The organism is Lutibaculum baratangense AMV1 (genome assembly GCF_000496075.1).
Classification (GTDB): domain Bacteria; phylum Pseudomonadota; class Alphaproteobacteria; order Rhizobiales; family Tepidamorphaceae; genus Lutibaculum; species Lutibaculum baratangense.
In genome coordinates this window covers 372288-398710 of the sequence record NZ_AWXZ01000039.1, presented here as the reverse complement: position 1 = coordinate 398710, position 26423 = coordinate 372288, and the positions used below count along the sequence as shown (strand labels likewise).

At 65.7% G+C, this 26423-nt stretch carries 27 protein-coding genes and 2 tRNA genes; 9 read left to right on the top strand and 20 right to left on the bottom strand.

Annotated elements, in window-relative coordinates; all coding sequences use genetic code 11:
* Positions 1–4: 4 nt before the first annotated feature.
* The 4 genes from N177_RS16530 to N177_RS16515 form a co-directional block, all read right to left on the bottom strand.
* Positions 5–1291 carry an ABC transporter permease gene (locus N177_RS16530; protein WP_023433538.1) on the bottom strand — a complete coding sequence of 429 codons (1287 nt, stop codon included), beginning with the start codon at positions 1289–1291 and terminating at the stop codon, positions 5–7.
* A gap of 93 nt (positions 1292–1384) precedes the next feature.
* Complete coding sequence (locus N177_RS16525) at positions 1385–2479, bottom strand: extracellular solute-binding protein (protein ID WP_023433537.1); 1095 nt, start codon at positions 2477–2479, stop codon at positions 1385–1387.
* A gap of 98 nt (positions 2480–2577) precedes the next feature.
* Entirely contained in the window at positions 2578–3702 is a 1125-nt protein-coding gene (locus N177_RS16520; RefSeq protein WP_023433536.1) for an ABC transporter ATP-binding protein, read from the bottom strand.
* A gap of 288 nt (positions 3703–3990) precedes the next feature.
* The gene (locus N177_RS16515; RefSeq protein WP_040485964.1) at positions 3991–4407 is read right to left on the bottom strand and encodes a lysozyme inhibitor LprI family protein; all 417 of its coding nucleotides are present in this window, start codon (positions 4405–4407) and stop codon (positions 3991–3993) included.
* Between the two features lie 186 nt (positions 4408–4593).
* Between N177_RS16515 and N177_RS16510 the strand changes: the two genes are divergently transcribed.
* Genes N177_RS16510 through N177_RS16495 form a run of 4 tightly spaced genes read left to right on the top strand, consistent with a single transcriptional unit; the run spans position 4594 to position 7955 of the window.
* Entirely contained in the window at positions 4594–5634 is a 1041-nt protein-coding gene (locus N177_RS16510) for a cysteine synthase A (protein ID WP_023433534.1), read from the top strand.
* Entirely contained in the window at positions 5634–6356 is a 723-nt protein-coding gene (locus N177_RS16505; protein ID WP_023433533.1) for an alanyl-tRNA editing protein, read from the top strand. Before N177_RS16510 ends, N177_RS16505 begins: the two co-directional genes overlap by 1 nt.
* 16 nt (positions 6357–6372) lie before the next feature.
* On the top strand, positions 6373–7224 hold the full coding sequence (gene sseA, locus N177_RS16500; protein WP_023433532.1) for a 3-mercaptopyruvate sulfurtransferase: 852 nt from the start codon (positions 6373–6375) through the stop codon (positions 7222–7224).
* A complete protein-coding gene (locus tag N177_RS16495) occupies positions 7221–7955 on the top strand; it encodes an SDR family oxidoreductase (RefSeq protein WP_023433531.1) in 735 nt (244 codons plus the stop codon). Before sseA ends, N177_RS16495 begins: the two co-directional genes overlap by 4 nt.
* Before the next feature lie 7 nt (positions 7956–7962).
* On the opposite strand, the gene N177_RS16490 is transcribed toward N177_RS16495, so the two are convergent.
* From N177_RS16490 to N177_RS16470, 5 genes are all read right to left on the bottom strand, one after another.
* A complete protein-coding gene (locus N177_RS16490) occupies positions 7963–9153 on the bottom strand; it encodes an AI-2E family transporter (protein WP_081718618.1) in 1191 nt (396 codons plus the stop codon).
* A 102-nt stretch (positions 9154–9255) separates the two neighbouring features.
* Entirely contained in the window at positions 9256–10002 is a 747-nt protein-coding gene (locus N177_RS16485) for an amino acid ABC transporter ATP-binding protein (RefSeq protein ID WP_244444306.1), read from the bottom strand.
* Positions 10003–10078: 76 nt separating this feature from the next.
* A complete protein-coding gene (locus tag N177_RS16480; RefSeq protein WP_023433528.1) occupies positions 10079–11218 on the bottom strand; it encodes an amino acid ABC transporter permease in 1140 nt (379 codons plus the stop codon).
* A gap of 2 nt (positions 11219–11220) precedes the next feature.
* Positions 11221–12432 carry an amino acid ABC transporter permease gene (locus N177_RS16475; RefSeq protein ID WP_023433527.1) on the bottom strand — a complete coding sequence of 404 codons (1212 nt, stop codon included), beginning with the start codon at positions 12430–12432 and terminating at the stop codon, positions 11221–11223.
* Between the two features lie 102 nt (positions 12433–12534).
* Entirely contained in the window at positions 12535–13548 is a 1014-nt protein-coding gene (locus N177_RS16470; protein ID WP_023433526.1) for an amino acid ABC transporter substrate-binding protein, read from the bottom strand.
* Positions 13549–13811: 263 nt separating this feature from the next.
* Between N177_RS16470 and metC the strand changes: the two genes are divergently transcribed.
* Entirely contained in the window at positions 13812–14969 is a 1158-nt protein-coding gene (metC, locus tag N177_RS16465) for a cystathionine beta-lyase (RefSeq protein WP_040485963.1), read from the top strand.
* A 208-nt stretch (positions 14970–15177) separates the two neighbouring features.
* The gene (locus N177_RS16460) at positions 15178–15987 is read left to right on the top strand and encodes an ABC transporter permease (RefSeq protein WP_051402429.1); all 810 of its coding nucleotides are present in this window, start codon (positions 15178–15180) and stop codon (positions 15985–15987) included.
* Between the two features lie 74 nt (positions 15988–16061).
* Here N177_RS16460 and N177_RS22405 read toward each other — a convergent pair whose 3' ends face one another.
* The 4 genes from N177_RS22405 to N177_RS16445 form a co-directional block, all read right to left on the bottom strand.
* A complete protein-coding gene (locus N177_RS22405; RefSeq protein WP_425280806.1) occupies positions 16062–16934 on the bottom strand; it encodes a sulfotransferase family 2 domain-containing protein in 873 nt (290 codons plus the stop codon).
* A 102-nt stretch (positions 16935–17036) separates the two neighbouring features.
* Positions 17037–18140 carry an exostosin domain-containing protein gene (locus tag N177_RS21140; RefSeq protein WP_160170939.1) on the bottom strand — a complete coding sequence of 368 codons (1104 nt, stop codon included), beginning with the start codon at positions 18138–18140 and terminating at the stop codon, positions 17037–17039.
* Between the two features lie 137 nt (positions 18141–18277).
* Entirely contained in the window at positions 18278–19111 is an 834-nt protein-coding gene (locus N177_RS16450; protein WP_023433522.1) for an FkbM family methyltransferase, read from the bottom strand.
* On the bottom strand, positions 19108–19995 hold the full coding sequence (locus N177_RS16445) for a sulfotransferase domain-containing protein (protein WP_040485960.1): 888 nt from the start codon (positions 19993–19995) through the stop codon (positions 19108–19110). Before N177_RS16445 ends, N177_RS16450 begins: the two co-directional genes overlap by 4 nt.
* Positions 19996–20126: 131 nt before the next feature.
* Between N177_RS16445 and N177_RS16440 the strand changes: the two genes are divergently transcribed.
* Positions 20127–20933, top strand: a complete 807-nt coding sequence (locus N177_RS16440; protein WP_023433520.1) for a sulfotransferase family 2 domain-containing protein — start codon at positions 20127–20129, stop codon at positions 20931–20933.
* 310 nt (positions 20934–21243) lie between these two features.
* Here N177_RS16440 and N177_RS16435 read toward each other — a convergent pair whose 3' ends face one another.
* A complete protein-coding gene (locus tag N177_RS16435) occupies positions 21244–22206 on the bottom strand; it encodes a GSCFA domain-containing protein (RefSeq protein ID WP_081718613.1) in 963 nt (320 codons plus the stop codon).
* A gap of 375 nt (positions 22207–22581) precedes the next feature.
* Between N177_RS16435 and N177_RS16430 the strand changes: the two genes are divergently transcribed.
* Entirely contained in the window at positions 22582–23205 is a 624-nt protein-coding gene (locus tag N177_RS16430; RefSeq protein ID WP_023433518.1) for a Stf0 family sulfotransferase, read from the top strand.
* Positions 23206–23300: 95 nt separating this feature from the next.
* On the opposite strand, the gene N177_RS16425 is transcribed toward N177_RS16430, so the two are convergent.
* The 6 genes from N177_RS16425 to N177_RS16400 form a co-directional block, all read right to left on the bottom strand.
* A tRNA-Arg gene (locus tag N177_RS16425) sits at positions 23301–23377 on the bottom strand.
* A gap of 53 nt (positions 23378–23430) precedes the next feature.
* Positions 23431–23736, bottom strand: a complete 306-nt coding sequence (locus N177_RS16420; protein ID WP_023433517.1) for an ETC complex I subunit — start codon at positions 23734–23736, stop codon at positions 23431–23433.
* Positions 23737–23808: 72 nt separating this feature from the next.
* Positions 23809–23885: transfer RNA gene (locus N177_RS16415), tRNA-Pro, on the bottom strand.
* A gap of 83 nt (positions 23886–23968) precedes the next feature.
* Positions 23969–24421: a DUF192 domain-containing protein gene (locus tag N177_RS16410; RefSeq protein WP_023433516.1), complete on the bottom strand. Its 453-nt coding sequence runs from the start codon at positions 24419–24421 to the stop codon at positions 23969–23971.
* Between the two features lie 11 nt (positions 24422–24432).
* A complete protein-coding gene (locus tag N177_RS16405; RefSeq protein ID WP_023433515.1) occupies positions 24433–25005 on the bottom strand; it encodes a cold-shock protein in 573 nt (190 codons plus the stop codon).
* Between the two features lie 107 nt (positions 25006–25112).
* Complete coding sequence (locus tag N177_RS16400) at positions 25113–25871, bottom strand: SIR2 family NAD-dependent protein deacylase (RefSeq protein WP_023433514.1); 759 nt, start codon at positions 25869–25871, stop codon at positions 25113–25115.
* Positions 25872–25957: 86 nt separating this feature from the next.
* On the opposite strand from N177_RS16400, the gene N177_RS16395 reads away from it, so the two are divergent.
* On the top strand, positions 25958–26398 hold the full coding sequence (locus tag N177_RS16395) for a VOC family protein (RefSeq protein ID WP_023433513.1): 441 nt from the start codon (positions 25958–25960) through the stop codon (positions 26396–26398).
* Positions 26399–26423 lie beyond the last annotated feature (25 nt).

Here is a 26423-nt window from a genome sequence, read left to right as displayed (position 1 = left end):
CTCCTCAGCCGAACTTCAGCCGATCGACGCCGATCAGCTTGTTGAAGAGCCAGTAGAAGAACAGGACGCCGACGAGCAGGATCGTCGCCAGCGCCGAGGCGAGCTTCAGCTGCGCGCTCGTGCCCTGCATGTTCTGCGCGATGAGGTTCGAGATGAAGATGCCGCTCTCGCCGCCGACGAGGGCCGGCGTGATGTAGTAGCCGATCGCCAGGATGAAGACGAGGAGGACGCCCGCAGCGACCCCAGGGATCGTCAGCGGCATGTAGACCTTCGTGAAGGCGGTGAACTGGGTGGCGCCGAGCGAGCGGGCCGCGCGCATGTAGCTCGGCGGGATCGTCTTCATCACCGAGTAGAGCGGCAGGATCATGAACGGCAGCAAGATGTGGGTCATCGCGATGATCGTGCCGGTCTGGTTGTAGATCATGCGGATGCGGCCGCTGGCGTCGATGATGTTCGCCCACACGAGGAGGTCGTTGATCACGCCCTGCTGCTGCAGGAGCACGATCCAGGCGGAGGTCCGCACGAGGAGCGACGTCCAGAACGGCAGCAGCACCAGGATCATCAGGACGTTCGAGGTCTTGAGCGGCAGCGTCGCGAGGAGGTGCGCGACCGGATAGCCGAGGAGCACGCAGAGCGCCGTGATCGTCAGGCTCATCCACGCCGTGCGCCAGAAGAGCTGGCGGTAGACCTGGTAGATCTCCGGCCGCTCCACGATCTCGCCGCGGCTGTTGTACTCGAAGTCGAGCGCCAGGAGGTAGTAGGCCGGCGTGACGATGCGCGTCTCGCGCTTGATCAGGCGCCAGAACTCGAGGTCGCCCCAGCGCTCGTCCTCCGCGAGGAAGGCCTCCCGGTAGGGCGGCTGCATGTCCTCGAGGTCGCGCGCCGTGCCCATGACGAGGCTTCGGGCGCCGGGGATCTCGCGGTTGATGCGTCCGGCGGCCCGGCCGATGGTGCGGTTCGCGAGGCCCGACTCCATGTCCATGGCCATCGCCGCGAACACGTCCTCGCCCGGCACGTCCTCGCCGTCCCAGTCGGAGATCGCGGACGAGGTCAGCGGCAGGAAATGGGCGACCTCGGGATTGTAGACCGACCCGGCGATCATGTTCGCGATCGGCCAGCCGAAGGTGACGAGCAGGAAGACCAGGAGCGGCGCGACGAGGTAGAAGGCGCGGCGGCGGAGCTGGCGCTGCGACCTGCGCAGGGCGACCCGCAGCGGGCGTCCGTCCGCGGTCGTCAGCTCCTCGTCGCGTCGCATCTCCGGCACCGTGCCGGCTGCAGGTATGTCGGCCATCCGCGCGGGCTCCCGATCCTCGTCCCCGATGCCGGGTCGCCCCGGCGGGTGACCGGGCGCGGCGAGCCGCGCCCGGTCGTCACGTGACGTGCGTTACTGCGCCAGCCAGGCGTTGAAGCGCTCCTCGAGGAGATCGCCGTAGTCGGCCCAGAAGTCGGTGTTGAACTGCACCGCGTTCTGGAAGTTCTTCTCCGTCGTCGGCATGTGCGGCTGCATCTCGACCCCGGTCTCCTCATGGGTGGAGACCATCGGAACGGACGACTGACGCGCCGGAGCGTACGGGATGTACTTCGCCTGGTCGGCCAGGCGCTGCGTGTCGGTCGCGAAGTACAGGTAGTCCTTGATCAGCTCGAGCTGCTCGTCGCTCTTCTCGACCGGCACGACCCAGCCGTCCACCTCGAACATCTGGCCGTCCCACATGATCTGGAACGGCTGATCCTCGCTGACCTGGGCGTTGAAGATGCGGCCGTTATAGGCGGTCGCGATCACGGCCTCCTTGTCGGCGAGCATCTGCGGCGGCTGAGCGCCCTCCGACCACCAGATGACGTTGTCCTTGATCTCGTCGAGCTTCGCGAAGGCCCGGTCCTGGCCCTCCTGCGTGGCGAGGACGTCATACACCTCGTCGCCGGGCACGCCGTCGGCGATGAGCGCCCATTCGAGGTTCTTCTGCGGAATCTTCTGCAGCGACCGCGTGCCCGGGAAGGCTTCGAGGTCCCAGATGTCGGCGACCGTCTGCGGCCCGCCGTCGGGGAACGCCTCCTCGTTGTAGGCGAACATCGTCGCGTAGAGGATCTGCGGGATGAAGCACTCGCCGAGCGTGCCCTCGATGAAGTCGTCCGAGGGGGGTGTCCCGTCGGGCGCCTCCGCGAGCCACTCGTCGTGCGGGATCTGCATGATCAGCCCCTCGTCGCAGGCCCGCTGGGCGTCAGCCTGCAGCATGTCGACGACGTCCCACGTCACGTTGCCGGCGTCGACCTGCGAGCGGATGCCGGCGAGGGCGTTGGCGGATTCGTCCTGGGTCAGGATCCGCGTGCCGGTCTTATCCGTGTAAGGCTCGTGATAGGCCTTCTGCTGCGACATCGAGTAGGCACCGCCCCACGAGACGATCGTCAGGCTGCCCTCTTGCGCGACGGCGGCTGCAGCCGGCAGCACGGCCGCGGCGGCGAGAAGAAGTGTCTTGCGCTTCATTTGAAGTCCTCCGGTTGGCTTACTGTTTCCCTTACGGGCTTCGTCTTGCCGAGCGACGCTTCCGCCCGGATCTCTCGGCACCCGCGCCGGTGCCATGCTCACGCGTCGAGCGCGCGGCAGTCCTCGATGGCCCATCCGAGCTTGACCATATCGCCCTCGTGCATGCGGGGGTGCTCGGCCGCGTTCGGGATCTTCACGACGAAGTCGTCGTGGCCCGCGACGGAGAACCGGGTGCGGATGTGGTCCCCGAGATAGATGACCTCGGCCACCTTCCCCTCGAGGACGTTCGGCACCGATCCCTCGGGCGGGTTCACCTTCACCCGTTCCGGCCGCAGCGAGAGCGTCGTCCGCTCGCCCCTGGCACCCGAGACGGCGACCGGCAGCGCCTTGACGTGCTGGCCGCTGTCGAGCCGCACGGTGACGGCGCTGCCCGCGTCCCCTGCCTCCACGACCTCTCCGTAGAGGCGGTTGTTCTCGCCGATGAACTGGGCGACGAACGCGTTCGCCGGCTCCTCGTAGAGGACGTCGGGCGTCGAGAGCTGCTTGATCACGCCGTCATTGAAGACCGCGACCCGGTCCGACATCGTGAGCGCCTCGGTCTGGTCGTGCGTCACGTAGACGACGGTGACGCCGAGCGATTCGTGGATGTGCTTGATCTCGAACTGCATCTGCTCCCGCAGCTGCTTGTCGAGGGCGCCCAGCGGCTCGTCCATCAGGACGAGGTCCGGCTCGAAGACGAGGGCGCGGGCGACCGCCACGCGCTGCTGCTGGCCGCCGGAGAGCTGCGCCGGCCGGCGATCGCCGAAATTCGGAAGCTCGACCATCTCGAGCGCCCGCTTCACGCGGGTCTCGATGTCGCTCCGGCCCATCCCCCTCACCTTCAGCGGGAAAGCGAGGTTCTCGCGCACCGTCATGTGCGGGAAGAGCGCGTAGTTCTGGAACACCATGCCGATACCGCGCTTGTGCGGGGGCACGTTGTCGATGCGCTGATCGTGCAGGTAGATCGCGCCGTGCGTGGTGGATTCGAAGCCCGCCAGCATCATCAGGCAGGTCGTCTTGCCGGAGCCGGACGGCCCCAGCATGGTCAGAAACTCGCCGCGGGCGATGTCGAGGTTCAGGTCTTTGACGACGAGCGTCTCGCCGTCATAGCTCTTCTGGACGCCCTCGAAGCGGACGTAGGATGCCGCTCCTGGATCTGATTGCCTCGTCGAAGCTTCCGGCATGCCTCTCCTTCTGGCTCAACGCCTGCCCCTCCGCGTTTCGCGATTGTCGGCGGCGTGTGCTGCTTGCTGATCCCCTGGAAAGCGATCGTGTGCGGTGCACGACGTCGGCTCCATATTCTTCAGCAATTTGAGCCGGAGGCAACCCATTGTGGCAGAATCTTGGAAGGTTCGGCGGGATGTCGTGGACCGCGACCTTGCGGTGCACCTACGTCATCCTGCCGAAGCTGCCGGGTGGAAGCCGCGACGTACCGTCGCGGCCGGCGGAGCGGACGGGGCTCCGCTCCTACATTACTGCGCTGGCTGTTGCTGCCCCTGGATCTGGTCGATCGCCTGCCCGATCGAGTCGATGATCTGGCCGAGAGAGGTGATGCGCTCGGCATAGGCGTTGCCGATGCACTCGAACTGCGTGCCGCAGGCAGCGCGCGTGTTGATGAAGGCCCGCTGCCCGGCCACGAGATCCTCGCGCTCGCTCGCGGGAATGAACTTCCGCACGACCGTGTAGAGCGTGTGCATCTGGATATCCATCGCCGCGAGCGGGGGCGAAGCGCACACCATCGTCTGGTCCGGCCGGATGGCGCTCGCGCATTCGAAGCTCAACACCACGAGGTCCCCCCGCCCGCCCGACTGGGCGCCGGCCTCCATGGGAGCGGCCACGGCCGCCCCGACTAGCCCGGCAAGGGCGAGGGTCCTGATCCTGCTCAGCATCCTGAGGCTCCTGTCTGTTTTCGCGCTGGATTTCGCCTCTCACAGCAGAGCCACGGCTGCAAGGCCTATGTGTGACGCCTGGTGCAGACGCCCCTGGTTTCGCCGAGAGCCGGCAGGGTGCGCTTGAACGCCGGCGGGGGTGGCAGTACCGTCCGCCTCCCTCCCCGGAGAAAGAGGCGTGACAGTATGAACTTCCGCGACGGCGTGCTCGAGCTCATCGGCGGCACCCCCCTTGTGAAGCTAAGACGTGCCTCGGAAGCGACCGGCTGCACGATCCTCGGCAAGTGCGAGTTCCTGAACCCGGGCCAGTCGGTGAAGGACCGCGCGGCGCTCTTCATCGTTCAGGACGCGATCGAGCGCGGCGAATTGCGGCCGGGCGGCACGATCGTCGAGGGCACGGCGGGCAACACCGGCATCGGCCTCGCGCTGGTCGCCGCCGCGGCGGGATTCCGGGCGGTGATCGTCATTCCGGAAACGCAGTCCCAGGAGAAGAAGGACACGCTGCGCGCCTTCGGGGCCGAGCTCGTCGAGGTGCCGGCGGTCCCCTACAGGAATCCCAACAACTACGTGAAGATCTCGGGCCGCATCGCGGAAGCGCTCGCCCGGACGGAGCCGAACGGGGCCATATGGGCGAACCAGTTCGACAATGTCGCGAACCGGCGGGCGCATCTCGAGACGACCGGTCCGGAGATCTGGGCGCAGACCGAGGGCAAGGTCGACGGCTTCGTCAGCGCGGTCGGCACCGGCGGCACGCTGGCGGGCGTCTCCATGGCGCTGAAGGAGCGCAATCCCGCGATCAGGATCGCGCTCGCCGATCCACCCGGTGCCGCTCTCTACAGCTATTACACGGCGGGAGAGCTGAAGGCGGAGGGCAGCTCGATCACCGAAGGAATCGGCCAGGGCCGCATCACCGCCAACCTCGAGGGCGCGGAGGTCGACCTCGCCTACCGGATCCCCGACGAGGAATCGATCCCGCAAGTCTTCGATCTGCTCGAGCACGAGGGCCTGTGCCTCGGCGGGTCGAGCGGCGTCAACGTCGCGGGGGCGGTGCGCCTCGCGCGGGAGATGGGGCCGGGCCACACGATCGTGACCATCCTCTGCGACTACGGCACCCGCTACCAGTCGCGCCTGTTCGACCCCGGCTTCCTCCGGGAGAAGAACCTTCCCGTGCCCGCATGGCTCGAGCGAAGCCCGAGCGTCGAGATCCCGTTCCTGCCGGAGGCCTGATGTCCACCGAAGCGCTCTTCCGCGAAGATCCCTATCTCAGGTCCTGCGAGGCGGCGGTGATCGGCGTGAACCCGCGCGGCGGCGTCCTCGTCGACCGCACCGTGTTCTACCCGACGGGCGGCGGCCAGCCGGGCGATCACGGCACGATCCGCTTTTCCGACGGCCGCGAATTGCAGATCGCCACGACGGTCAAGGGCGACGGCCCCGAGGAGATCGTCCACGTCCCGGCCGAGCCGGTGGGCCTGCCCGACGGCGGCGAGCATGTGACGCTTCAGATCGACTGGGCCAGGCGCTACCGTCACATGCGCATCCACACCTGCCTCCATCTCCTGTCGGTCGCGGTGCCCTTCCCGGTGACCGGAGGACAGATCGCCGAGGAATACGGCCGCCTCGACTTCTCCGCCGACGACGCGAAGCTCGACAAGGACGAGCTGACGGAGAGGCTCCAGGCGCTCGTCGCGGCGGATCATCCGGTCTCGGCCGAGTGGATCAGCGACGCGGAGCTCGAGGCGAAGCCCGAGCTCGTGAAGACGATGAGCGTGAAGCCGCCGCGCGGCTCCGGCCGGGTCCGGCTCATCCGCATCGGCGACATCGACCTCCAGCCCTGCGGCGGCACCCATGTCGCCCGCACCGGAGAGATCGGCCGGGTCGCCGTCACGAAGATCGAGTCGAAGGGTGCGCAGAACCGGCGCGTCCGGGTGACGCTGCTCGACGAAGCCTGAGAGGGAGAGGCGCCTCATGACGACACGCGAGGAGACGCTCGTTTCGACCGACGAGCTGGCGAGGCGGCTCGGCGAGCCGGACCTCGCCATCGTCGACGCGTCCTGGTACCTGCCGGACATGAAGCGGAACGGCCGCGAGGAGTATCTCGATCGGCACGTTCCGGGCGCCGTCTTCGTCGATATCGACGAGGTGAGCGACAGGTCAGATCCCCTCCCCCACATGCTGCCGACGGCCGAGGCCTTCGCCGCCCGCATGGGCGCGCTCGGCATCTCCGACCGGAACCGCATCGTCGTCTATGACGGCGCCGGCCTGTTCTCCGCCGCCCGCGTGTGGTGGATGCTGCGCGTCATGGGCGCGCGCCAGGTCGCGATCCTCGACGGCGGCCTGCCGAAGTGGCTCGCCGAAGGCCGGCCGACCGAGAGCGGCGAGACGAGGCGCAAGCCCGCGATCTTCTCCGCCTCGCTCGACGCGGCCGCCGTGCGCGACCTCCAGGCCATGAAGGAGATCGCCGCGAACGGCGGCGCGCAGATCATCGACGCGCGCTCGGCCGGCCGCTTCGCGGGCGAGGAGCCCGAGCCGAGGCCCGGCCTGCGCGCCGGCCACATACCCGGGAGCCTGAACCTGCCCTATCGCCAGATCCTGGCCGCCGACGGCACGGTGAAGCCCGACGCGGAGCTTCAGGCCGCCTTGCGCGGGGCGGGGGTCGATCCGGCCCGCCCGGTCGTCACCACGTGCGGCTCCGGCGTGACGGCCGCCGTCCTGAGCCTCGCCCTGACGCTGACGGGCCACCGCGACGTCGGGCTCTATGACGGCTCGTGGAGCGAGTGGGGCGGCGCCGACACACCGGTCGAGACGGGCCGCCGATGAGCTCTCCCAGGGTCACCCTCGTCACGGGCGCGGCGCAGGGCATCGGTGCCGGCATCGCGCGGCAGCTCGTCGGGGACGGCTGGCAGGTCTGCCTCGTCGACCGCGCCGAGGAGAAGCTCGGCCGCGTCGAAGAGTCGTTCCCCGCCGGGACGGTGGCCGCGATGGCGGCCGACGTGTCGGATCCGGCGCAGGCGGCCCGGGCGGTCGAGGAGGCCCGCAGCCGCTTCGGCAGGCTCGACGGCCTCGTCTCGAATGCCGGCATCATGGTCTCCGCGCCGGTCGAGCAATTGTCCACCTCCGACTGGGACCGGGTTCTCGCGACCAACCTCTCCGCCACCTTCCACCTCGTGCGGACGGCCGCGAATCACCTTCGCGAGGGCGGTGGCTCGATCGTCACCATCGCCTCTACACGCGCCCACATGTCGGAGCCCGACACGGAGGCCTACGCCGCCTCCAAGGGTGGGCTCGTCGCCCTCACCCACGCGCTGGCGATCAGTCTCGGCCCGCGGATCCGGGTCAATTGCGTGAGCCCCGGCTGGATCGAGACGGAGGGCTACGGCGAGCTCCGGCCGGTCGATCACGCGCAGCATCCGGCGGGACGCGTCGGCAAGGTCGCGGACGTGGCGCAGGCCGTGTCGTTCCTCCTCGACGGCGACAGATCCGGCTTCGTCACCGGCTCGGAGTTCGTCGTCGACGGCGGCATGACGCGCAAGATGATCTACGCGGAATAACCTGCCCCTATTCGGCCGGCGCGCCGCGACGCGACACGACGCCCGGCGGATCGTCCTCGTCCTCGTGGAGCGGCGAGACGTGGCGGGCGGACAGGAACTGTCCGAGGGCGCTCAGCGCCTCCACATGGTCGCAGAAGATCTTGATCGTCACGAGGAACGGCACGGCGATCAGGGCGCCGACAATGCCCCACAGCCAGCCCCAGAAGGCGACGGCGATGAAGATCGCGACCGCGTTCAGCTCGAGCCGCCGCCCGACGATCGTCGGCGTCAGGAACTGGCCCTCGAGCGCCGTCAGGCAGAGATAGGCCAGCGGCGGCAGGAGGGCGTACTCGACGGACTCGAACGTGGCGAGGGAGACGAGAGCGACGAGCGCGACCCCCATCAGCGAGCCGATATAGGGGATGAAGTTGAGGATCGCGCCGATGATTCCCCAGAGCACGGGATTGGGCACGCCGAGCGCGAACATCGTCGCCCAGATGCACAGGCCGAGCCCTGCGTTGATGATCGTGATCGTGAGGAGGTAGCGCGAGACCTCCCGCTCGACGTCCCGGGCGATCCGCACGGCGCGCTTCTTGTCGGAGAAGGTCGGCATCACCGCCACGAGCTTCTCGTAGAACATGTCGCCGGATGCCAGCAGGAAGAACAGGAGGACGAGCGTCAGCACGATCTTCGCGAGAATGTTCGGGGCGCCGGAGGCGGCCTTCGACATGAGCCCCGGCTCGCGCACGACGACGGTCTGGACGCCGGGCTTGTCCTCCGACGTCATCTCCTCCACCTGCTCCGTCGCGTCCTGCACCGCGTCCATCGGACCGGAGACGTGGTAGAGCTTCATCCGCACGTCGGCGATCGCCTCCGGGGCCTTCTGGACCCAGTCCGAGACGGGACCGCTGAGGAAGTACATGCTGGTGGCGAGCCCCGCCGTCAGCCCGGCGACGAGGATGATCGCGCCGAAACCCTCCGGCAGCCCCTTCCGGTGCAGCCACCGGGCGACCGGGCTGAGCACCAGCGCGAACAGGAACGACAGCGTCACGGGCAGCAGGAAGTCGGACGCGAAGTAGAGCGCGCCGCAGAGCGCGATCAGGAAGAGGCCGACCGTCGAGACACGAACGAGGCGGGTTTCGAACGTCACCTTCGGAGGTGCGCCGTCTCCCCCTCCGGCCGGACCTGTCGGCGTCGCGGGGGTGTCGTTCGTTGTCATGTCGCTGCGAGCCTCGGGACTGTCGCAGAGGAACGCCGGCTGATGCCGCCGGTTCCTCCGACCGCCCCACGACCGAGGAAGGCTCGCGCCGCGGACGAGCGGCTAGTGCAGGATCTGGCTGAGGAACAGCTTCGTGCGCTCGTGCTGCGGGTTCTCGAAGAACTCCGCGGGAACGTTCTGCTCGATCACCTGCCCCGCATCCATGAAGATCACCCGGTCGGCGACCTGCCGCGCGAATCCCATCTCGTGGGTGACGCAGACCATCGTCATGCCGGACTGGGCGAGATCGACCATCACGTCCAGCACCTCCTTGATCATCTCGGGATCGAGCGCGGAGGTGGGCTCGTCGAAGAGCATGATCTTCGGGCTCATGCACAGCGAGCGGGCGATCGCGACGCGCTGCTGCTGCCCGCCCGAGAGCTGGCCCGGATATTTGTGCGCCTGCTCCGGGATCTTTACCCTGGTCAGGTACTCCATCGCGATCTCTTCGGCCTGCCTCTTCGGCATCTTGCGAACCCAGACCGGCGCCAGCGTGCAGTTCTCGAGGATCGTCAGGTGCGGGAACAGGTTGAAGTGCTGGAAGACCATGCCGACCTCGCGGCGGATCTCGTCGATGCGCTTCAGGTCGTCGCTGAGCTCGATGCCGTCGACGATGATCCGGCCGCGCTGATGCTCCTCGAGGCGGTTGATGCAGCGGATCAGCGTCGACTTGCCGGAGCCGGACGGGCCACAGACGACGATCCTCTCGCCGGCCTTCACCCGCAGGTTGATGTCGCGCAGCACGTGGAACTCGCCGTACCACTTGTGCACGTCGATCATCTCGATCGCCGGCTGGTCCTTGGCAGCCATCGCGCGCACCTCTTCGGCGATTCTCGCCTGTTCCTCGGCGACGGCCGACGCGCCCTCTTGAGTGCTCATGACAACCTCAGTGCTTGTGGCCGGTCTCGAGCCGGCGCTCGATAAACATCGAATATCGCGACATGCCGAAGCAGAAGATCCAGAAGACGAGGGCCGCGAAGGCGAACCCCGTTGCCGCCGTCTGCGGCGTGGCCCAGTTGGAATCCGTGAAGTTGAACTGCACGATCCCCAGGAGGTCGAACAGGCCGATGATGAGAACGAGGCTCGTGTCCTTGAACAGGCCGATGAAGGTGTTCACGATCCCCGGGATCACGAGCTTCAGCGCCTGCGGCAGGATGATCAGGTACATCATCGGCCAGTAGCCGAGCCCCATCGCGGCCGCGGCCTCATACTGACCCTTGGGGATCGCCTGCAGGCCGCCGCGCACGACCTCCGCCATGTAGGCCGACGAGAAGAAGGCGACGCCGATCAGCGCCCGCAGGAGCTTGTCGAAGCTGACACCGTCCGGCAGGAAGAACGGCAGCATCACACTCGACATGAAGAGGACGGTGATCAGCGGAACGCCCCGCCAAAGCTCGATGAACGCGATGGACAGGAGCCGCACGGCCGGCATCTTCGATCGTCGTCCGAGCGCGAGCAGGATGCCGAGCGGAAACGAAACCACGATGCCGGTGATCGCCACGACGAGCGTGACGAGGAGGCCGCCCCAGAACTCGGTCGGCACCACCCGCAACCCGAAGCCGCCCGTGAGCAGGATGAAGGCCGCGACCGGAAAGATCACCAGCAGGAACAGCGCGTTCAGGGCTTTGTAGGGCGCCGAGGGGATCGCCATCGGCACGAGGCCCGCCGCGAGCAGCAGGAAGACGAGGTCGACCCGCCAGCGCTCGCCGATCGGATAGCGGCCGTAGATGAACTGGCCGAACTTCGCCTTCACGAAGGCCCAGCACGCCCCGACGTCGGGGCCCAGGCAGGCCTCGCGATTCGTGCCCTCCCAGACGGCGTCGATGAACGCCCACTGGATCAACGGCGGGATCGACCACGCGAGAAAGAGGAGCGCCAGGATCGTCATGATCCCGTTCGGGACCGAGGAGAACAGGTTCCGCCGGAACCAGTCTCCCGCGCCGCGGCGCACCCCCGGGGGCGGCATGGCCTCGACCATCTGCTCGCGCACGAAGAAGCGGTCGACCTCGGAATGCTGCTCGGCCATCTCTACCGCTCCACCAACGCGTATCGCGCGTTGAACCAGTTCATGAAGGCCGACGTGAGCAGGCTCAGCGTCAGGTAGACGGCCATCGTCATGAGGATCACCTCGACCGCCTGCCCCGTCTGGTTCAGAACGGTGCCGGCGAAGACGGCCACGAGGTCGGGATAGCCGATCGCGACCGCCAGCGAGGAGTTCTTCGTGAGATTCAGATACTGGCTCGTCAGCGGCGGGATGATCACCCGCATCGCCTGCGGGATGATGATCAGCCGCAGGATGCGGCCGTAGCGGACGCCCAGCGCCCCCGCGGCCTCCCACTGCCCCCGGCTGACCGACAGGATGCCGGCGCGCACGATCTCCGCGATGAAGGCGCTCGTGTAGATCGACAGGCCGAGGAGCAGCGCCGTGAACTCGGGCGACACCTGTTTTCCGCCCGTGAAATTGAAGCCCTGCAGCTCCGGCACGTCGAAGGTGATCGGGGCACCCGCCAGCACGTAGACGACGAACGGCAGCCCCAGCATGATGGCGAGGCCCACGCGAAGCATCGGGAAGCTGTGGCCGGTGCGCATCCGGCGCGCCTTCGCCCAGCGGGCGAGGAGATAGGTCGCGAGCGCCGCGATGCCGATCGCGCCGAGCAGCATCCCGCCGCCGGTTTCCATCACCGGGCGCGGGATGAAAAGTCCGCGATTGTTCAGGAACACGCCGAGCGGCAGTTCGAGGCCCTGCCGCGGCGACGGCAGGACGGCGAGCACCGCCTTGTACCAGAACAGGAGCTGCAGGAGCAGCGGGATGTTCCGCATCACCTCGACATAGGCCGTCGCGAGCCGGGCGACGAGCCAGTTCTTCGAGAGCCTCGCGATGCCGATGACGAAGCCGAGGACCGTCGCGAAGACGATGCCGAGGAACGCCACGATGATCGTGTTGAGGAGCCCCACGAGGAAGGCGCGGCCATAGGTCGAATTGTCGGTGTAGTGGATCGGCGTCTCGGCGATGACGAAGCCCGCCCGCACGTCGAGGAAGCCGAAGCCGGAGGCGATGTTCGCCTGCTGAAGGTTCCGCGCGGCGTTGCCCGCGATCCAGAAGAAGAACAGGACGACCGCGACGACGAGCGCGATCTGGAACGCCCACGACCGGAATCGCGGATCGTAGAGGAGACGGGCCTTCGCCACGCCGCCCCCGCCGGCGGCGGCCGCACGGCCGGCCGCACCTTCGACACTCATCCGCGCCCCCATTGCGCAAACGGCTGATGCAACGTCACGAAATCGAGCTGCCGGCGGCCCCGGGCGGCGTGTTCGCCTGTCACCGGGGCCGCCGCGCCTGTCTTATCGGACGGGAGGCGCGTACTGGATGCCGCCTTCGGTCCACAGCGCGTTCAGGCCGCGGGCGATGCCGAGCGGCGTGTCAGGGCCGACATTGCGGTCGAACAGCTCGCCGTAATTGCCGACGTGCTTGATCACCCGGACGGCCCAGTCGGCCTCGAGGCCGATCGACTCGCCGAAATTGCCCTCGGCGCCGAGCAGGCGGCGGATGTCGGGGTTCTCGGAGCTCGTCATCTCTTCGACGTTCTCCGACGTCACGCCGAGCTCTTCGGCGTTCAGGAGCGCGTAGTGCACCCACTTCACGACGCTGAACCACTGGTCGTCGCCCTGGCGCACGGCCGGCCCGAGCGGCTCCTTCGAGATGATCTCCGGCAGCACCATGTGGTCGTCGGGACTGGGCAGCGTCAGCCGGATCGAGTAGAGGCCGGAGGCGTCCGTCGTGTAGACGTCGCAGCGGCCGGAGGAGTAGGCCGTGTTCACGTCCTCGAGGCGCTCGAAGGCCACGGGGTTGTAGTCCATGCTGTTGGCGCGGAAATAGTCGGTCAGGTTCAATTCCGTCGTGGTGCCGGTCTGGACGCAGACCGAGGCGCCGGACAGCTCGAGCGCGGACGAGACGCCGAGCTCCTTCGGCACCATGAAGCCCTGGCCGTCATAGTAGTTGACGCCCGCGAAGTTCAGGCCGAGCTGCGTGTCGCGCGACATCGTCCACGTCGTGTTGCGGCTCAGGACGTCGACCTCGCCCGACTGCAGCGCCGTGAAGCGCTCCTTCGCCGTCAGCGGCACGTAGGAAACGGCCTCGGGGTCGTCGAACACGGCCGCGGCGATCGCCCGGCAGTAATCGACGTCGAGGCCGGACCATTCGCCCGCGTCGTTCGGCGCGCTGAAGCCCGCGAGGCCCGTGCTGACGCCGCAACTCAGGCGTCCGTTCGACTTCACGTCGTCGAGCGTGGCTGCGGACGCGGCCGCCGTGACACCGAACGCGGCCCCCATAACCGCGACGAAGAGTTTCGTTTTCATCAAGGTGCTCTCTCTGTTACCCGTTGGAAGTCGTGTGTTATCGGCTTGAAACCCTCCGCCTCGACATCTCGAGGAAGACGGCCCACCCACACTGTGATTGAGCCGGCCATGCCCGCTCCGTATCGAGCGGCCGGCTGAGGACAATCATCACATGCGATCGGGCGCGGCGGGTCAAGTTGTTCGTTCGTTGAAAGAAGCGGGTGCAAATGACGGGCGCGAAAAAGGAAACTGTCGCAGGGTCAGCTGCCGGCGAGACGCGGCCTTTGCTTGCCGACACCGAGCTCGTCCATGTCGGGCGGAGGCCGGGGGAGCAGTTCGGCTACGTCAACCCACCTCTATATCGGGGCTCGACGGTGCTCTATCCCGACGCCGCGACCTTCGAGAAACGCGACGCGCGCTACTCCTACGGCCTCTCCGGCAGCCCCACGACCGACGCGCTGGAGGAGGTCGTCACACGGCTCGAGGGCGGCGAAGGCACGGTTCTCACCTCCTCCGGCCTCTCGGCGATCTCGATCGCGCTGCTTTCGGCCCTGAAATCGGGCGATCACCTGCTCGTCACCGATTCGTGCTACCTGCCGACCCGCAAGCTCTGCGACAAGCTTCTCGACCGGTTCGGCGTGACCACCACCTATTACGACCCACGCATCGGGGCGGGCATTTCGGGCCTCATTCGGCCCGAAACCCGGGCCGTCCTGCTCGAATCGCCCGGATCCCTCACATTCGAACTTCAGGACCTACCTCAGATCGTATCCGTCGCGCGGGCGCGCGGGATCACCACGATCATCGACAACACCTGGGCGACGCCGCTCTTCCTGAAGCCGCTCGCGATGGGCGTCGACATCTCGCTGCACGCCGGCACGAAGTTCTTCACCGGCCATTCCGACGCGCTTCTGGGCACCGTCACGGCGAACGACCGGCTGTGGCCGGCGCTGAAGGAGACGTTCTCCGTCTTCGGCGAGTTCGCCGGCGGCGACGTCGCCTATCTCGGCCAGCGCGGCATGCGCTCGCTGCACGTGCGGCTCGAGCGGTCGATGGAATCGGGCCTCGAGATGGCGCGCTACCTAGAAGCCCGGCCGGAGGTCGCGAAGGTCATCCACCCCGCTCTGCCGAGCCATCCCGACCACGAGATCTGGAAGCGCGACTTCACCGGCGCGACCTCGCTCTTCGCGATCGTCCTGAAGGAGGGGCCGAAGTCGGCGCTGCACGCCTTCCTCGACGAACTCGCGCTCTTCGGCATCGGCGCCTCCTGGGGCGGCTACGAGAGCCTCGCGATCCCCTTCCAGCCGGTCCGCACCGCGACGAGATGGCAGGAGCCCGGCCCCGCCGTCAGGCTCTATATCGGCCTCGAGGCGACGGACGACCTGAAGGCCGACCTCGACGCGGGGCTAGCCCGCTGGCGCGAGACGGGAGGCGCCGCGTGATCGCTCCGCCGCCATTCTCCCTCCACGATCCCGTGGCAGAGGAGGCGGCGGACGCCCCGAGCGGGCGGCACCAGCCGGTCCCTCCCGCAGGCCGGCGGCATCGACGGAACCTACCCGCCGGGCCGCGCCCGGCGGCGCGCCCCACCTCGCCCGCCCGGACCGGGCGCGCGGGCGGCGGGCACACTAAGAGACGGAGTGGCACGACACGATGGTAGACCTCACCCAGGGCCCGGTGGGCTACGACACGCTGGCCGCGCGCCTGAAGGTGCAGCTCCGCGTCATCCGGGCGCTGATGATCCGCGACCTGATGAGCCGCTACGGCCGGCGCAATCTCGGCTTCCTGTGGCTCGCCGGCGAGCCGCTGATCCTCATCCTCGGCATCGTCGCCCTGCGCTCGATGTTCATGGGCGGCGAGAAGCACGGCATCTCCGCCGTCACCTTCATCCTGACGGGCTATTCGATGCTCACCCTCTGGCGCCACACCGCGCCGAAGGGCGCGGGCGGCATCAAGGCCGGCGGCGGCCTCCTGTTCCACCAGAACGTGCAGGTGCTCGACATGATGATCGCCGGCGCGCTGACGGAGATCCTCGGCTGCGCGATGGCCTTCATCATCGCCTACGTGATGCTCCTGATCCTCGGCCTGGTGCCGCCGGCGGAGGACCATTTCCTGATGGTGTCGGCCTGGCTCCTTTTCGGGCTCCTCGGCTTCGGGGTCTCGCTCATCCTCGCGGCGGTATGCGAGATGGTGGAGATCGTCGAGAAGTTCGTGCAGCCGCTGATGTATCTCACGCTGCCCCTGAGCGGCGTCTTCACGATGATGGCGTGGCTGCCGACGAACATCCGCGAGCCGTTCCTCTGGATCCCCCTGCCCCACGCGGTCGAGATGTTCCGCGCGGGCTTCATGGGATCGCACCACACCTTCTTCTACGACCCCTTCTACCTCTTCGCCTGGGGCGTCGGATTGGTGATCCTCGGCCTCCTGCTGCTGAGGCGGGCGGAGAGATACATGCAGGTGTAGGCTGCGGCTTTGCCAGGAAATCGTGTGCGCTCATACCGAGAGCCATCGATCGCCACTCCGGCCCTTCAACCGCATTAGCCTCCTCCACGACTCCGAGATGCACGGCGCGCGGCTTGGAGCTCATCAAGGAGATCCGCTATCACTTCGTTCCGATCGCGTATCGCCGAGACAGCGGATCTCTCGATTTCTGAAGCCGCCACCGCGCCTTTGGCAGGCGCAGACCAAGAATCTGCGTCGTACCGGAACATATGGAAGTCATCCTTGTAGAATGTGAAGATTTTTTGAGCTATGTCAGGGTTGTAATATCTTCGCCAGTCTGAAGGAAGACTCTCATTGACCCTATTCGATTGAAGAAGATCGCCCACGTCCCGCCCTTCTGCGATGCGGTGGAAGACGGGTCGGAGCCCCTCCGCCAGTTCCTCAACGTTTATAACGTGAGTGTATCCGATTAATTTGTGGTAGTTTAAGGAACTCACGGCCTGCCAATGAAGATTACACCTGTCCGGTGACTGCTTCCGATGGAGCCAGTCAACGAAATCAGGGAAACTCGGAGAATAATCTTTTTCTGAATGCCCCACATGCGTGCCAATGATAGACCAAAACTTTCTATAGTTTGGTTCTCCATTTCGAATTTTGTCGTTAAACGCTGACACCACTCGAGAGTAGGGATTTCTGACGACAGTAAAGCGGACGACTTCCGGACTTGTCAGAAATGCAACAATGTCACTATCTGACATCTGTGCCAGTGAAGGGACAGGATGAATCCGCCTGAGATGAATACACATCTTCCGGCTGGTCTCCGCGCCTGCCCTGCGAGGCGTAACCTTATGGCCGCTGAGTTCTGCAAGGATCCATTTAAGCGTTGAACACGCCGCCTTAGGCGTCTCAACAAATAAATAGCCCCGATCGCTACACACAAAGCTCCCGTATGTAAGCCGGGTCGCCATAGCCTCCGCCATCTGACTGTCTAAGGCATATAGCTCCTGCAGAACATTAGGCAGTGCCATGATTACCTCTGCATGGGTTGTGCAATTGGATCAGCATCGATATCAGGCAGCCGAGAGGCGCCGGAGCCTCGCCATCTCGAGTTCCAAAAGGATCTGGTCCAGCGCATTCTTCCTATCAGCAGGAGCACCTATAGGGAACTGCAGGTAGTTCCTTATAGACCAGATGTATTCCAACCTCTCCTCGATCTCTTCATTCGGGATATCACGCAAATAGGAAATGATATCCCGCTTCTCGTCATTACCTAGAACAAAAACACATGCCTTGGCCCAATCTATCAGCGCCTCGAACGGCATATGAAATCGAGCGCTCTGGTAAATTACCGGAATACATCCCGCTGCAAGTGAATCGTATATCGACTTACGCGATGGAGAATCTCCTGCCGGCTCGATAGAGAATACACTCTTGTTTTTCGAGAATACCATCCGGAGAGCTGACTCATCAGTTGGATAGTGCTTCCGTAACTTCACGTCTACAGGCACCACATCAACAGGAACGGGTGATGACTGGAAAGAACGCAACAGGCTCTCCCGGGCAGGAGAACGTATGTTTCCGCAAAAGGAGGCGAAGTACTCCTTCTGATCCAGGGCCCGAAACTCAATCTCTGATGCAGACAGCCCCTCTATTGCATGGTAATTAGTCGGGTATGGAGCCGCAATAACACTGCCCAAGCTCAGTTGTTTTTCTATCGTTACCGCCACAACATTATCCGGTAGAGAAACCCTGTACTTCAGATTCGCCATAAAGAAATGAAATATTCTAGAAGTCGGAAGAATAATGGTCTTATTATTATATAGATTGCATATACGACAGAATCTCTCGAATAACTCCATGTATTCTTCAGGAGTCAATCGCATCGATGCCAACCCGATAAAAAATGGTATATATATACTTGTGGCCGACTCGGGATCAGCTACACCGTACCCAGATCGTGCTATAGAGTAGTAAAATAAGGGCTCTAAGGTAAATTGATCTGTGTTAAACCAACCAGAAGCAATCTCCCTCCCAACAACCAAATCGTAAATATCGTTGAAATCACCCTCAGAAACTCGAAAGTATTTGCATAGAGGTATAATATTGAATTCTGGACCAGGATCAAGCGTATATACGGCGTTGTACCCAACTGCGCCATTCAGAGATCCAGTCATTAAGCCCCCTTCCTCGGACATTGAAATTGAGCACCCCTCCCACGCAGATTGGTCGAGATACCTCTTTTTGTCCGCACCCCAACAGGATCACGTATAAGTGCCAGGCGCTCTCACCAGATTTTGGCGGATACAGTAAGTCAAGGACGCGGCTCGCACAGATAGTTCATCACCCGTGCCGGCTTCGCCTCGACGGGGCGATAGGCATATCCCTGCTTGTCCAGCCGCGAGAACACCTCCGCCTCGTTCTCCTTCCACACCTCCAGCACGAGCCTAGGACGATCCCGCGCGATGATGCGGCGGAGGCCGTCGAGGACGTGGGTCTCGAAGCCTTCGACATCGACCTTTATCAGGTCGAACTTGTGCTTCGAGCCCAGGAACTGGTCGGTGTTGACCATCTGGATCATCCGGCGGGCGTGGATCTCCTTGCCCTTGTCGTGGATCGAGTTGCCGGTGCCGAGGAAGTCCTCGTCGCGGTAGTAGTTGATCATCTCCGGTCCGAACTCGTCGGACGCAGCCCGCGGATGGATGGTGACGCGCTGCGCCAGCCCGTTGGCGCGCAGGTTGATCTTCATGCGCTCGACCGTGCGCTCGATCGGCTCCATCGCGTGAACCGCGCCATCGGGATTTGCGAGCCCTGCTAGTATCGACATGAGGCCCGTGTATGCCCCGATATCGAGGACCGACTTCGCCTCCCGCGCCCATGTCAGCCACTGGGCGATGATGGGCCGCTCATAGGCATCGTCGCCGAGCCAGAAATACTCCCACGCGACCACGTCGTCGTTCGCGTGGAACATCAGGAAGTCGATGTCTTCGGCGCGGCACTCGACGAAGCCCACGTAAGGGAACTCGTGCTTCAGCTTCTGAAAGCCGCCATGACCGGCCTGCCCCTGCCTCAGCTCGTCGCGGAAGGCATCGCGGCGCGCGAGGGCCTTCCGGTTCGCGGCGTCGAGCCGCTCCATCGCCCCGTTCACGCGACGCTCGCGCTGTTCTCGAACTGCGACAGCCAGCTCTGCGGCGGTGTCAGCCCCTCGGCGTCGAGCTCGCGGTAGATGCGCTCCACATCCTTGCGGAAGATGCCGGGGAACCAGTCGGGCATCGGGGCGTCGAAGGATTCGTTCACGCGCGCCGAGAGCCGGGCCTCGGGATAGTCGTGGTGCGCGATGCCGAGGAAGGTTTCGACGTCGCGGAGCCAAGCGCGCTGGTCCTTGTGCAGCTCCTCGAAGAAGTAGAGGCGCAGCTGGTCCTCGCCGAGCGCGCCGCGCAGGCGCCGCACGATCTGCCCGTACTCGGCATGCTTCCACATGAAGTCGCGCCGCAGGAATTCCTCCGCCTGCTTCGGCGTCCAGCCCGCGACCGCGTCCTGCTTGCCGATGAACTGCGAGTGGAACTTCGCGTGCGACCACAGGCGCTTGACGGGGTCGCGCATCGTGTACATGACCCGGAGCCGGCCGACGGAGGCGTTCATGCGGTCCCAGCCGGGCTTCTCGATGAGCGCATAGAGGTTGCTGAAATCCGCGCAGTAGGTCTGCTTGCGCCGAAACAGGAAGAGGTTCTTGTACCAGAGGTCGTCTATCGGATCGGCCAGGTAGTTCGCGGCCCAGAGAAGCCGCGCCCGGGCGCCCTGGAGCTGCGAGCGCTGCGGGTCAATCGCCGTGTGGGCGCGCGCGCGGTTCAGCCGGCCCTGCGGCGACAGCGGCGCCTCGCCCGGCACGTAGGCGTGAGCGAAATAGTGGATCTCCTTCTCCGGCGTGAAGTAGATCTCCGGATGCAGCTCGAGGACCCGGTGCATCCACGTCGTTCCCGCCTTCATGGCGCCGACGCTGAGAAACAGGTTGTCGAAGAGTTCTGCTGCCATGCGGCCCTTCCAGACACTGTGGCCGGCGCCGTGGCGGGACGCCATTATCTGCCTCCGGCAGGCCTACTGCATTGCGGTAGGCATCTCAAGCTGCGATACGCACCTGCCCGCCCGCAAGCCCCGCGGCCACCATGCTTCGACCCGAGATCACCGCCGCCAGACAGCTCCTCGCCGGGGAACGGGCCGAGGAGGCGATCTCGGCCCTGAGGAGCCTGCTGCGCCGGGAGCACGACGCGCAGGCCTGGTATCACCTCGCCCGCTGCTACGTCGTCGCCGGGGAAGAGGAGCGCGCGCGGGCGATCCTGCGCAACATCTGGCGGCGCCTGCCGAGCGTCCACGTCGTCGACCTCGTCACCGCCGGCGTGCCTGTCGGCATGGCGCACGCGTTCGACGACATGAGGCTTCTCTATTTCGCCGTTCCCAAATGCGCCTCCTCCACCGTGAAGGACGCATTCCTCGTCGCCCGGGGCGAGAGGCCCGCGGGCGAGCGGTCGCACCGGCGGACGAGCCGGCACGCGCGGCCCGTGCCCTTCGCCGACCTGAAGACGCGCTACAGCGACCACACCTCCTTCACCGTCATCCGCCATCCGCGGGAACGGCTTCGCTCCTACTGGCGGAAGAACGTCTCGGAGGCCCGTTCGCTGATGCGGGAGTCTCAGGGCAAGGACGTCTTCTACGGCCTGTCCACCTCGCCCTCCTACGACGAGATCATCGCGGACTTCCACCGCTACCGCGCGGTGTTCCGCGACTTCAGGCACCACACCGACACGCTCGTCGGCTTCCTCGGCAGGGAGCCCGGCAGGATCGACAGGATCTTCCGCATGGAGGAGTTGGACGAGGCGCTGGCTCTCGTCGCCGGGCGCGGGGGCGTCGAGATCCCGCCGTTGAGGAACATGCGCTCCCAGGGCGAGGCGCTGGAGATCGGCCGCGCCACCTGAGAGGCGGAGGAGCGGCTGATCGCGGCCTTCTACGGCGAGGAGATCATGCTCTATCACTTGGGAGGCCACGGGCCCTGACCTCGTCGCGCGCTTCCGGCGGCCGGCGGCCGAAACCTGTGGGGCGCGGGCAAGTGGCACGAGGTTCCGCGCCAGCTTTGCGGTGGGGCCGCGCGGGCCCATCCGGTGCCGCACTGACTTGGACAGGGGTCGGCAGGCCAAGTTGATCCGCTCGGCGAAGAGCAGAGGCCATGGACGTCTCCGGCCGGCCCGGCGTTGGACGCTTCCATCGTCCTGGCGAACGTTCGCCTGATCAGGCCTGCCCAAGTGCAGCGTGTTGCGGCATCGTCGGTGCACCGTAGTGGGCCATCATGTGCGCGATGACGCTCTGCACGACCCCGGGCCTGACATGCACGTTATCGGGAGTCATCGCGTGGATGCCCATCGAGCTCACGATCTCGTAGCTGGGGAAGTAGTCGACCTGCGGGTACTCGCTGCAGATCTTCTCGGCACAGACCCGCAGAACCGCCTTCGAGAAGCAATTGGCTGTCACGGCATCCTGATCGCTGAAGGTCGTCTGCAAGGGCACTGGCGAGACTATAAGTATTATCTTTTTTGGGATACCAAAACTGAATATACCCTCTATTGTCTTTGATATAAGGTCAACGCTTTCATCGACACCCATTCTCTTGAAGATGTACCGATCCGGATCCCTTTTGAGGACTTCCGGGGCCGGCATCACGTTGAGATAAAGATCGGATACTTTGTCATACCAACACTCTATAAGCCCCAATGTAATCACGACGACATCCGCAGAGGCGAGCCCGCCGACATAGAGATTTCGGATCTGCACTCTGCGCTCTAGCGCTCTCTCCCTCGTGACCAACTTTCCGGTGGCAAGCAACAGGTCCTGCCAGCCGTTCTCGCGCTCTATGAGGCCCAGATCGTCAATATCCTGCCGGTGCACGACCGACACGCACTGCTTCATGGTGCCGGGATTGTACTGGTTCAGAATCCGGTTCGAGCGCCCCGGCGCCTCCTCCAGCGGAGCGCTGAATCCCAGCGTCGGGACGCTGACACCCGCTTCCGCAAGCACTTCCTCGACATTTCGCGCAAAGCACGACCCGATCGTGAAGACTGTCGATGTGTCGTCTATCGAAAAGCTCGGCTTGACAGTGGGGAGCAGTCTCTCATCAACATATCGCTGATCCTTCCGATCAGGATATGCTCTAGACTTATTCTTCAGTGCCAGCTGAAGTGTCCTCAAACCTTGCATTCATCGATCCTTTGACAAGCCTCGGCACATCGATCACGGTGATCGCACGGTCACATCTCGACTCGCACGGGTAGCTCATCGCCCATGCCGTACACCCGCCGACGGGACGATACGCGCATATGCGTGCTTGTCCAGTTATGAGTACCCTCCGCCTCATTCTCCTTCCACACCTCGGAAGCCACGCGGCGCAATCCCATGGCGAGCTCGCGGCGGCCGGCGGTGACGCTCCCTCCTTTGGCAAGGCGACACCGCCACCCCCGCCGCGGCGGGTGCCCGGGTGTGGGCGAAACCCGCGAATTTGGGCCTGACGGGCCGGGTGACGTGGGGTAGGTTGTGCCGCGTGAGCTAGGGGACCTTGATGATCGAACTGTTCTTGTGCACGACGCCGCGCTGCGGCTCGACCTATGTGGCAGAGGGGCTGCTGCATGCTGGCATCGGCCGACCGTACGATTATTTCAACAACAACACGAGCGCAGGTCGCGAAACGGCGTCTTCACCGCGAAGACCCACCTCTCGCATTTCGTCTGGCTGCTGAACGCCGGCTACTTCCGCCGGCCCGGCGAGCGGCGCTTCGTCTATCTCTACCGCGAGGATATCGTCGACCAGGCGGCCTCGCTGGCGATCGCGCTGCAGACGAAGCAGTGGAACGTGCGCATGGAGGCCCAGCGCGAGCCCGAGGTCGACCTGGCGCTGCTGATCAAGCAGGTGAAGAGCCTGCGCCGCGCCGCGATGGGCTGGGAAACGGTGTTCCAGACCTTCGGGCTCGAGCCGCTGCGGATCGGCTACAGGGAGTCGAGCGCCGACCTCGCCGGCACGATCCGCCGCATCGCCGATCACGTGGGCGTCGAGCCGAAGGACTTCGACGCCTCGCAGATGACGACCGTGAAGCAGGCCGGGGCGATCAACGAAGCCTACCGCAACCTTCTGAAGCCCCGCCCGATCGAGAGCTTCGGTCCGGAGGACCCGCTCTGGGGCACCGGCTATTTCTCGACGGAGTAGCGGCGTCGGCCGGCGGCTCGCGGGCCCGGCACCTCGACCACGGGTGCGGGGCCGCGAGCCGAAACGTCAGCGACATCAACGTCCGAATATTTGAATGGCGACCCCGGCAGGATTCGAACCTGCGACCATCGGCTTAGAAGGCCGGTGCTCTATCCGGCTGAGCTACGGGGCCGTCGGACCGGTGCGGGGCGGCCTTGCGCGGGCCGCGCCGGACGGGTCGACCGGTCAGTGCGTCCAGAGGTTCTTCCGGTCGAAGCGGAAATTGTCGGAATAGGAGATCGGCCGGCGCACGCTGTCGTGCGGCTCGTGCACGGTGTAGGCGATGCCGTTGCGCCTGGCATAGGCGACCGCGGCGTCCTTCGTCTCGAAGCGCAGCTTCACCTGCGCCTTCGTGTCGGTGGAGGCGGTGTAGCCCATCAGCGGCTCGATCTCGCGCGGGGCCTCCGCCTCGAACTCGAGGATCCAGTCGCGCGTCTTCGCCTTGCCCGACTGCATCGCGTTGCGGGCCGGGCGGTAGATCCGGGCCGTCATGTCGCCTCCGTCCTCCTCCAAAGTCGCGCGCCCCCGCGGGGGCGCCGAACCGGCACGTCGCCGGCCAGGTCGTGGTCGGGGCAGCAAGATTCGAACTTGCGACCCCCTGGTCCCAAACCAGGTGCGCTACCAGGCTGCGCTATGCCCCGCTTCCCAACGACCATCGCTCTGCCGCCGATATAGAGGAATTCGCCGCCCGCGGGAAGGCATCGCGGCGCCTGTGCCTCCCCCCTCACTCCGCGTTGCCGAACACCTCGTGGCGCACGACGTCGCCCGCCGCGATGCCGAGCCTGCCCGCCGTGCCGCCCTTCAGCTCGAGCACCGCCTTCACGCGCCCGCGCGACGGGATCGACTGCGTCGAGAAGGGCGTCGTGCGCGCGGCGATGCGGTGGATCGTGCCGTCGGCGCGGACGAACAGCATGTCGAGCGGGATGAAGGTGTTCTTCATCCACATCGACACCTCGCCCTCGCCGCCGAAGTCGAAGAGCATGCCGTAATCCTCGGCCATCTCCTTGCGGAACATGAGCCCGCGGCCGCGCTCGGCCACGGTGCGCGCGACATCGACGTCGAAGACGTGCGCCTCGCCGCCCGATTCGATCGTCAGCGGCTCGGCACGAACCGCCGCGAGCGGCAGCGCCGCGAACAGGAGAAGGGCGAGCATCGCCCGCCGCAGCGTCACCGTCATGCCTGGACCCTTCAGTGCGACGACGGCCCGGCGGGCGTCTCGGGCTTGATCTCGGCCGCCATCAGGCCCTTCGGCCCGTCGCCGAAGCGCACGAGCAGGGTCTGGCCGGGCCTGAGCTCGGCGAAGCCGAAGCGGCGCAGCGTCTCCATGTGTATGAAGATGTCGTCCGTCCCGTCGCCGCGCGTCAGGAAGCCGTAGCCGCGCACCCGGTTGAACCACTTCACGTGGACGGTCTCGAACTCGCCCTCGGGCGTCACCTGCACGTGGGTGCGCGCCACGACCTGCGAGGGGTGAACGGCGGTGGAATCGTCCATCGAGAGGATGCGGAAGGCCTGCAGGCCACGCGGCCGCTCCAGCGCCTCGCAGACGATCCGCGCGCCCTCATAGGCCGTCTGGTAGCCGTCCCGGCGCAGGCAGGTCACGTGCAGGAGGACATCCGGCAGGCCGCTGTCTGGCACGATGAAGCCGTAGCCCTTGCCCGCGTCGAACCACTTGATGGTTCCGGCGATCTCGACGACGTCGACCCCGCCCTCCTCGCCCGGAGAGAGTTCGACGAACGCCCGTGCCGCTTCTTTGGCCCCCATACCGTACTCCAGCTCGCATCCACACCCGGGCCGTCCAGTTCCCTGGCGGCGTCAGAGTATCATCCAAACGCTGGGTGGGAACGCCCAAAGATTAACTGATTCGCCTTTCAGGCGTTCAATTGCGTCAGGGCCACAAGACTGTCGCCAATATCGCTTGTGATCGTCATATCCGCGAACGGATCGAGGTCCGTCGGCTCGCGATTGACGATCACGAGCCGGGCGCCGGCGCGCTTCGCCATCAGCGGAAACCCGGCCGCGGGATAGACGACGAGCGAGGAGCCGATGGCCAGGAAGAGGTCGCACGCCTCCGCCTCCTCTGCGGCGCGGGCCATCTCGTCCTCCGGCATCGTCTGGCCGAACGACACGGTCGCCGTCTTCACCATGCCGCCGCAGCCGCGGCAGGCGGGAGGCTCCTCCGTCTCCAGGAAAGGCCCACGTATCTCGTCGAGCTCGTGACGCAGGCCGCAGCCGAGGCAGGTCGCGTAGGAGCCGTTGCCGTGCAGCTCGACGATCCTGCCGGCAGGCACGCCCGAGCGCTGGTGCAGGTTGTCGATGTTCTGGGTGATGATCGCCGAGGCCTTGCCGATCCGCACGAGATGGGCGAGCGCCCGGTGCCCCCTTCCCGGCTCGGCCGCGCGGAACACGGGCTCCATCGCGAAGACGCGCCGCCAGGCCTCGCGGCGCATCCCGGCCGAGGAGACGAAGCTGTCGTAGTCGATCGGCCGGTTCGTCGCCCAGAGGCCCCCGGGGCTGCGGAAATCCGGGATGCCGCATTCCGTGGAGATGCCCGCGCCGGTGAACGCGACGACCCGGCGCGCCTCGCGCACCATCGCTACGAGATCCTCCGTCTCCGACCGCTCGAGCATCGGCATATCCCCTTGGCGCAGCCGCCTTCGAGGACTACCTAGCGCGGCATCGGCCGTTCCGAAACCCGCCAAGGGGGCATTGCCACATGCGCTATCTCCACACGATGGTCCGCGTCCGCGACATCGAGCAGTCGCTCGACTTCTACTGCAACAAGCTCGGCCTCAGGGAGATCCGGCGCATCGAGAACGAGCAGGGCCGCTTCACCCTGATCTTCCTCGCCGCCCCCGAGGACGAGGGCCGCTCGCGCGCGGAGCGGGCGCCGGAGCTCGAGCTCACCTACAACTGGGACCCGGAGGAATACGGCGAAGGCCGAAATTTCGGGCACCTCGCCTACGTGGTCGACGACATCTACGAGGCCTGCGACCGGCTGATGAAGGCCGGCGTGACGATCAACCGCCCGCCCCGCGACGGCCGCATGGCCTTCGTGCGCTCGCCCGACAACGTCTCGATCGAGCTTCTCCAGAAGGGCGACGCGAAGGCGCCCGCCGAGCCGTGGGCCTCGATGCCGAACACCGGCCACTGGTGATCAAACTCGGGTGTTGCGGGAGGGA

What these genes read in the sequence shown, in the direction of transcription:
- N177_RS16530 (WP_023433538.1), bottom strand. Translation starts at nt 1,291, where the DNA reads ATGGCCGACATACCTGCAGCCGGCACGGTGCCGGAGATGCGACGCGAC.
- N177_RS16525 (WP_023433537.1), bottom strand. Translation starts at nt 2,479, where the DNA reads ATGAAGCGCAAGACACTTCTTCTCGCCGCCGCGGCCGTGCTGCCGGCT.
- N177_RS16520 (WP_023433536.1), bottom strand. Translation starts at nt 3,702, where the DNA reads ATGCCGGAAGCTTCGACGAGGCAATCAGATCCAGGAGCGGCATCCTAC.
- N177_RS16515 (WP_040485964.1), bottom strand. Translation starts at nt 4,407, where the DNA reads ATGCTGAGCAGGATCAGGACCCTCGCCCTTGCCGGGCTAGTCGGGGCG.
- N177_RS16510 (WP_023433534.1), top strand. Translation starts at nt 4,594, where the DNA reads ATGAACTTCCGCGACGGCGTGCTCGAGCTCATCGGCGGCACCCCCCTT.
- N177_RS16505 (WP_023433533.1), top strand. Translation starts at nt 5,634, where the DNA reads ATGTCCACCGAAGCGCTCTTCCGCGAAGATCCCTATCTCAGGTCCTGC.
- sseA (WP_023433532.1), top strand. Translation starts at nt 6,373, where the DNA reads ATGACGACACGCGAGGAGACGCTCGTTTCGACCGACGAGCTGGCGAGG.
- N177_RS16495 (WP_023433531.1), top strand. Translation starts at nt 7,221, where the DNA reads ATGAGCTCTCCCAGGGTCACCCTCGTCACGGGCGCGGCGCAGGGCATC.
- N177_RS16490 (WP_081718618.1), bottom strand. Translation starts at nt 9,153, where the DNA reads ATGACAACGAACGACACCCCCGCGACGCCGACAGGTCCGGCCGGAGGG.
- N177_RS16485 (WP_244444306.1), bottom strand. Translation starts at nt 10,002, where the DNA reads ATGGCTGCCAAGGACCAGCCGGCGATCGAGATGATCGACGTGCACAAG.
- N177_RS16480 (WP_023433528.1), bottom strand. Translation starts at nt 11,218, where the DNA reads ATGGCCGAGCAGCATTCCGAGGTCGACCGCTTCTTCGTGCGCGAGCAG.
- N177_RS16475 (WP_023433527.1), bottom strand. Translation starts at nt 12,432, where the DNA reads ATGAGTGTCGAAGGTGCGGCCGGCCGTGCGGCCGCCGCCGGCGGGGGC.
- N177_RS16470 (WP_023433526.1), bottom strand. Translation starts at nt 13,548, where the DNA reads ATGAAAACGAAACTCTTCGTCGCGGTTATGGGGGCCGCGTTCGGTGTC.
- N177_RS16460 (WP_051402429.1), top strand. Translation starts at nt 15,178, where the DNA reads ATGGTAGACCTCACCCAGGGCCCGGTGGGCTACGACACGCTGGCCGCG.
- N177_RS22405 (WP_425280806.1), bottom strand. Translation starts at nt 16,934, where the DNA reads ATGGCGACCCGGCTTACATACGGGAGCTTTGTGTGTAGCGATCGGGGC.
- N177_RS21140 (WP_160170939.1), bottom strand. Translation starts at nt 18,140, where the DNA reads ATGACTGGATCTCTGAATGGCGCAGTTGGGTACAACGCCGTATATACG.
- N177_RS16445 (WP_040485960.1), bottom strand. Translation starts at nt 19,995, where the DNA reads ATGGCAGCAGAACTCTTCGACAACCTGTTTCTCAGCGTCGGCGCCATG.
- N177_RS16440 (WP_023433520.1), top strand. Translation starts at nt 20,127, where the DNA reads ATGCTTCGACCCGAGATCACCGCCGCCAGACAGCTCCTCGCCGGGGAA.
- N177_RS16435 (WP_081718613.1), bottom strand. Translation starts at nt 22,206, where the DNA reads ATGCAAGGTTTGAGGACACTTCAGCTGGCACTGAAGAATAAGTCTAGA.
- N177_RS16420 (WP_023433517.1), bottom strand. Translation starts at nt 23,736, where the DNA reads ATGACGGCCCGGATCTACCGCCCGGCCCGCAACGCGATGCAGTCGGGC.
- N177_RS16410 (WP_023433516.1), bottom strand. Translation starts at nt 24,421, where the DNA reads ATGACGGTGACGCTGCGGCGGGCGATGCTCGCCCTTCTCCTGTTCGCG.
- N177_RS16405 (WP_023433515.1), bottom strand. Translation starts at nt 25,005, where the DNA reads ATGGGGGCCAAAGAAGCGGCACGGGCGTTCGTCGAACTCTCTCCGGGC.
- N177_RS16400 (WP_023433514.1), bottom strand. Translation starts at nt 25,871, where the DNA reads ATGCTCGAGCGGTCGGAGACGGAGGATCTCGTAGCGATGGTGCGCGAG.
- N177_RS16395 (WP_023433513.1), top strand. Translation starts at nt 25,958, where the DNA reads ATGCGCTATCTCCACACGATGGTCCGCGTCCGCGACATCGAGCAGTCG.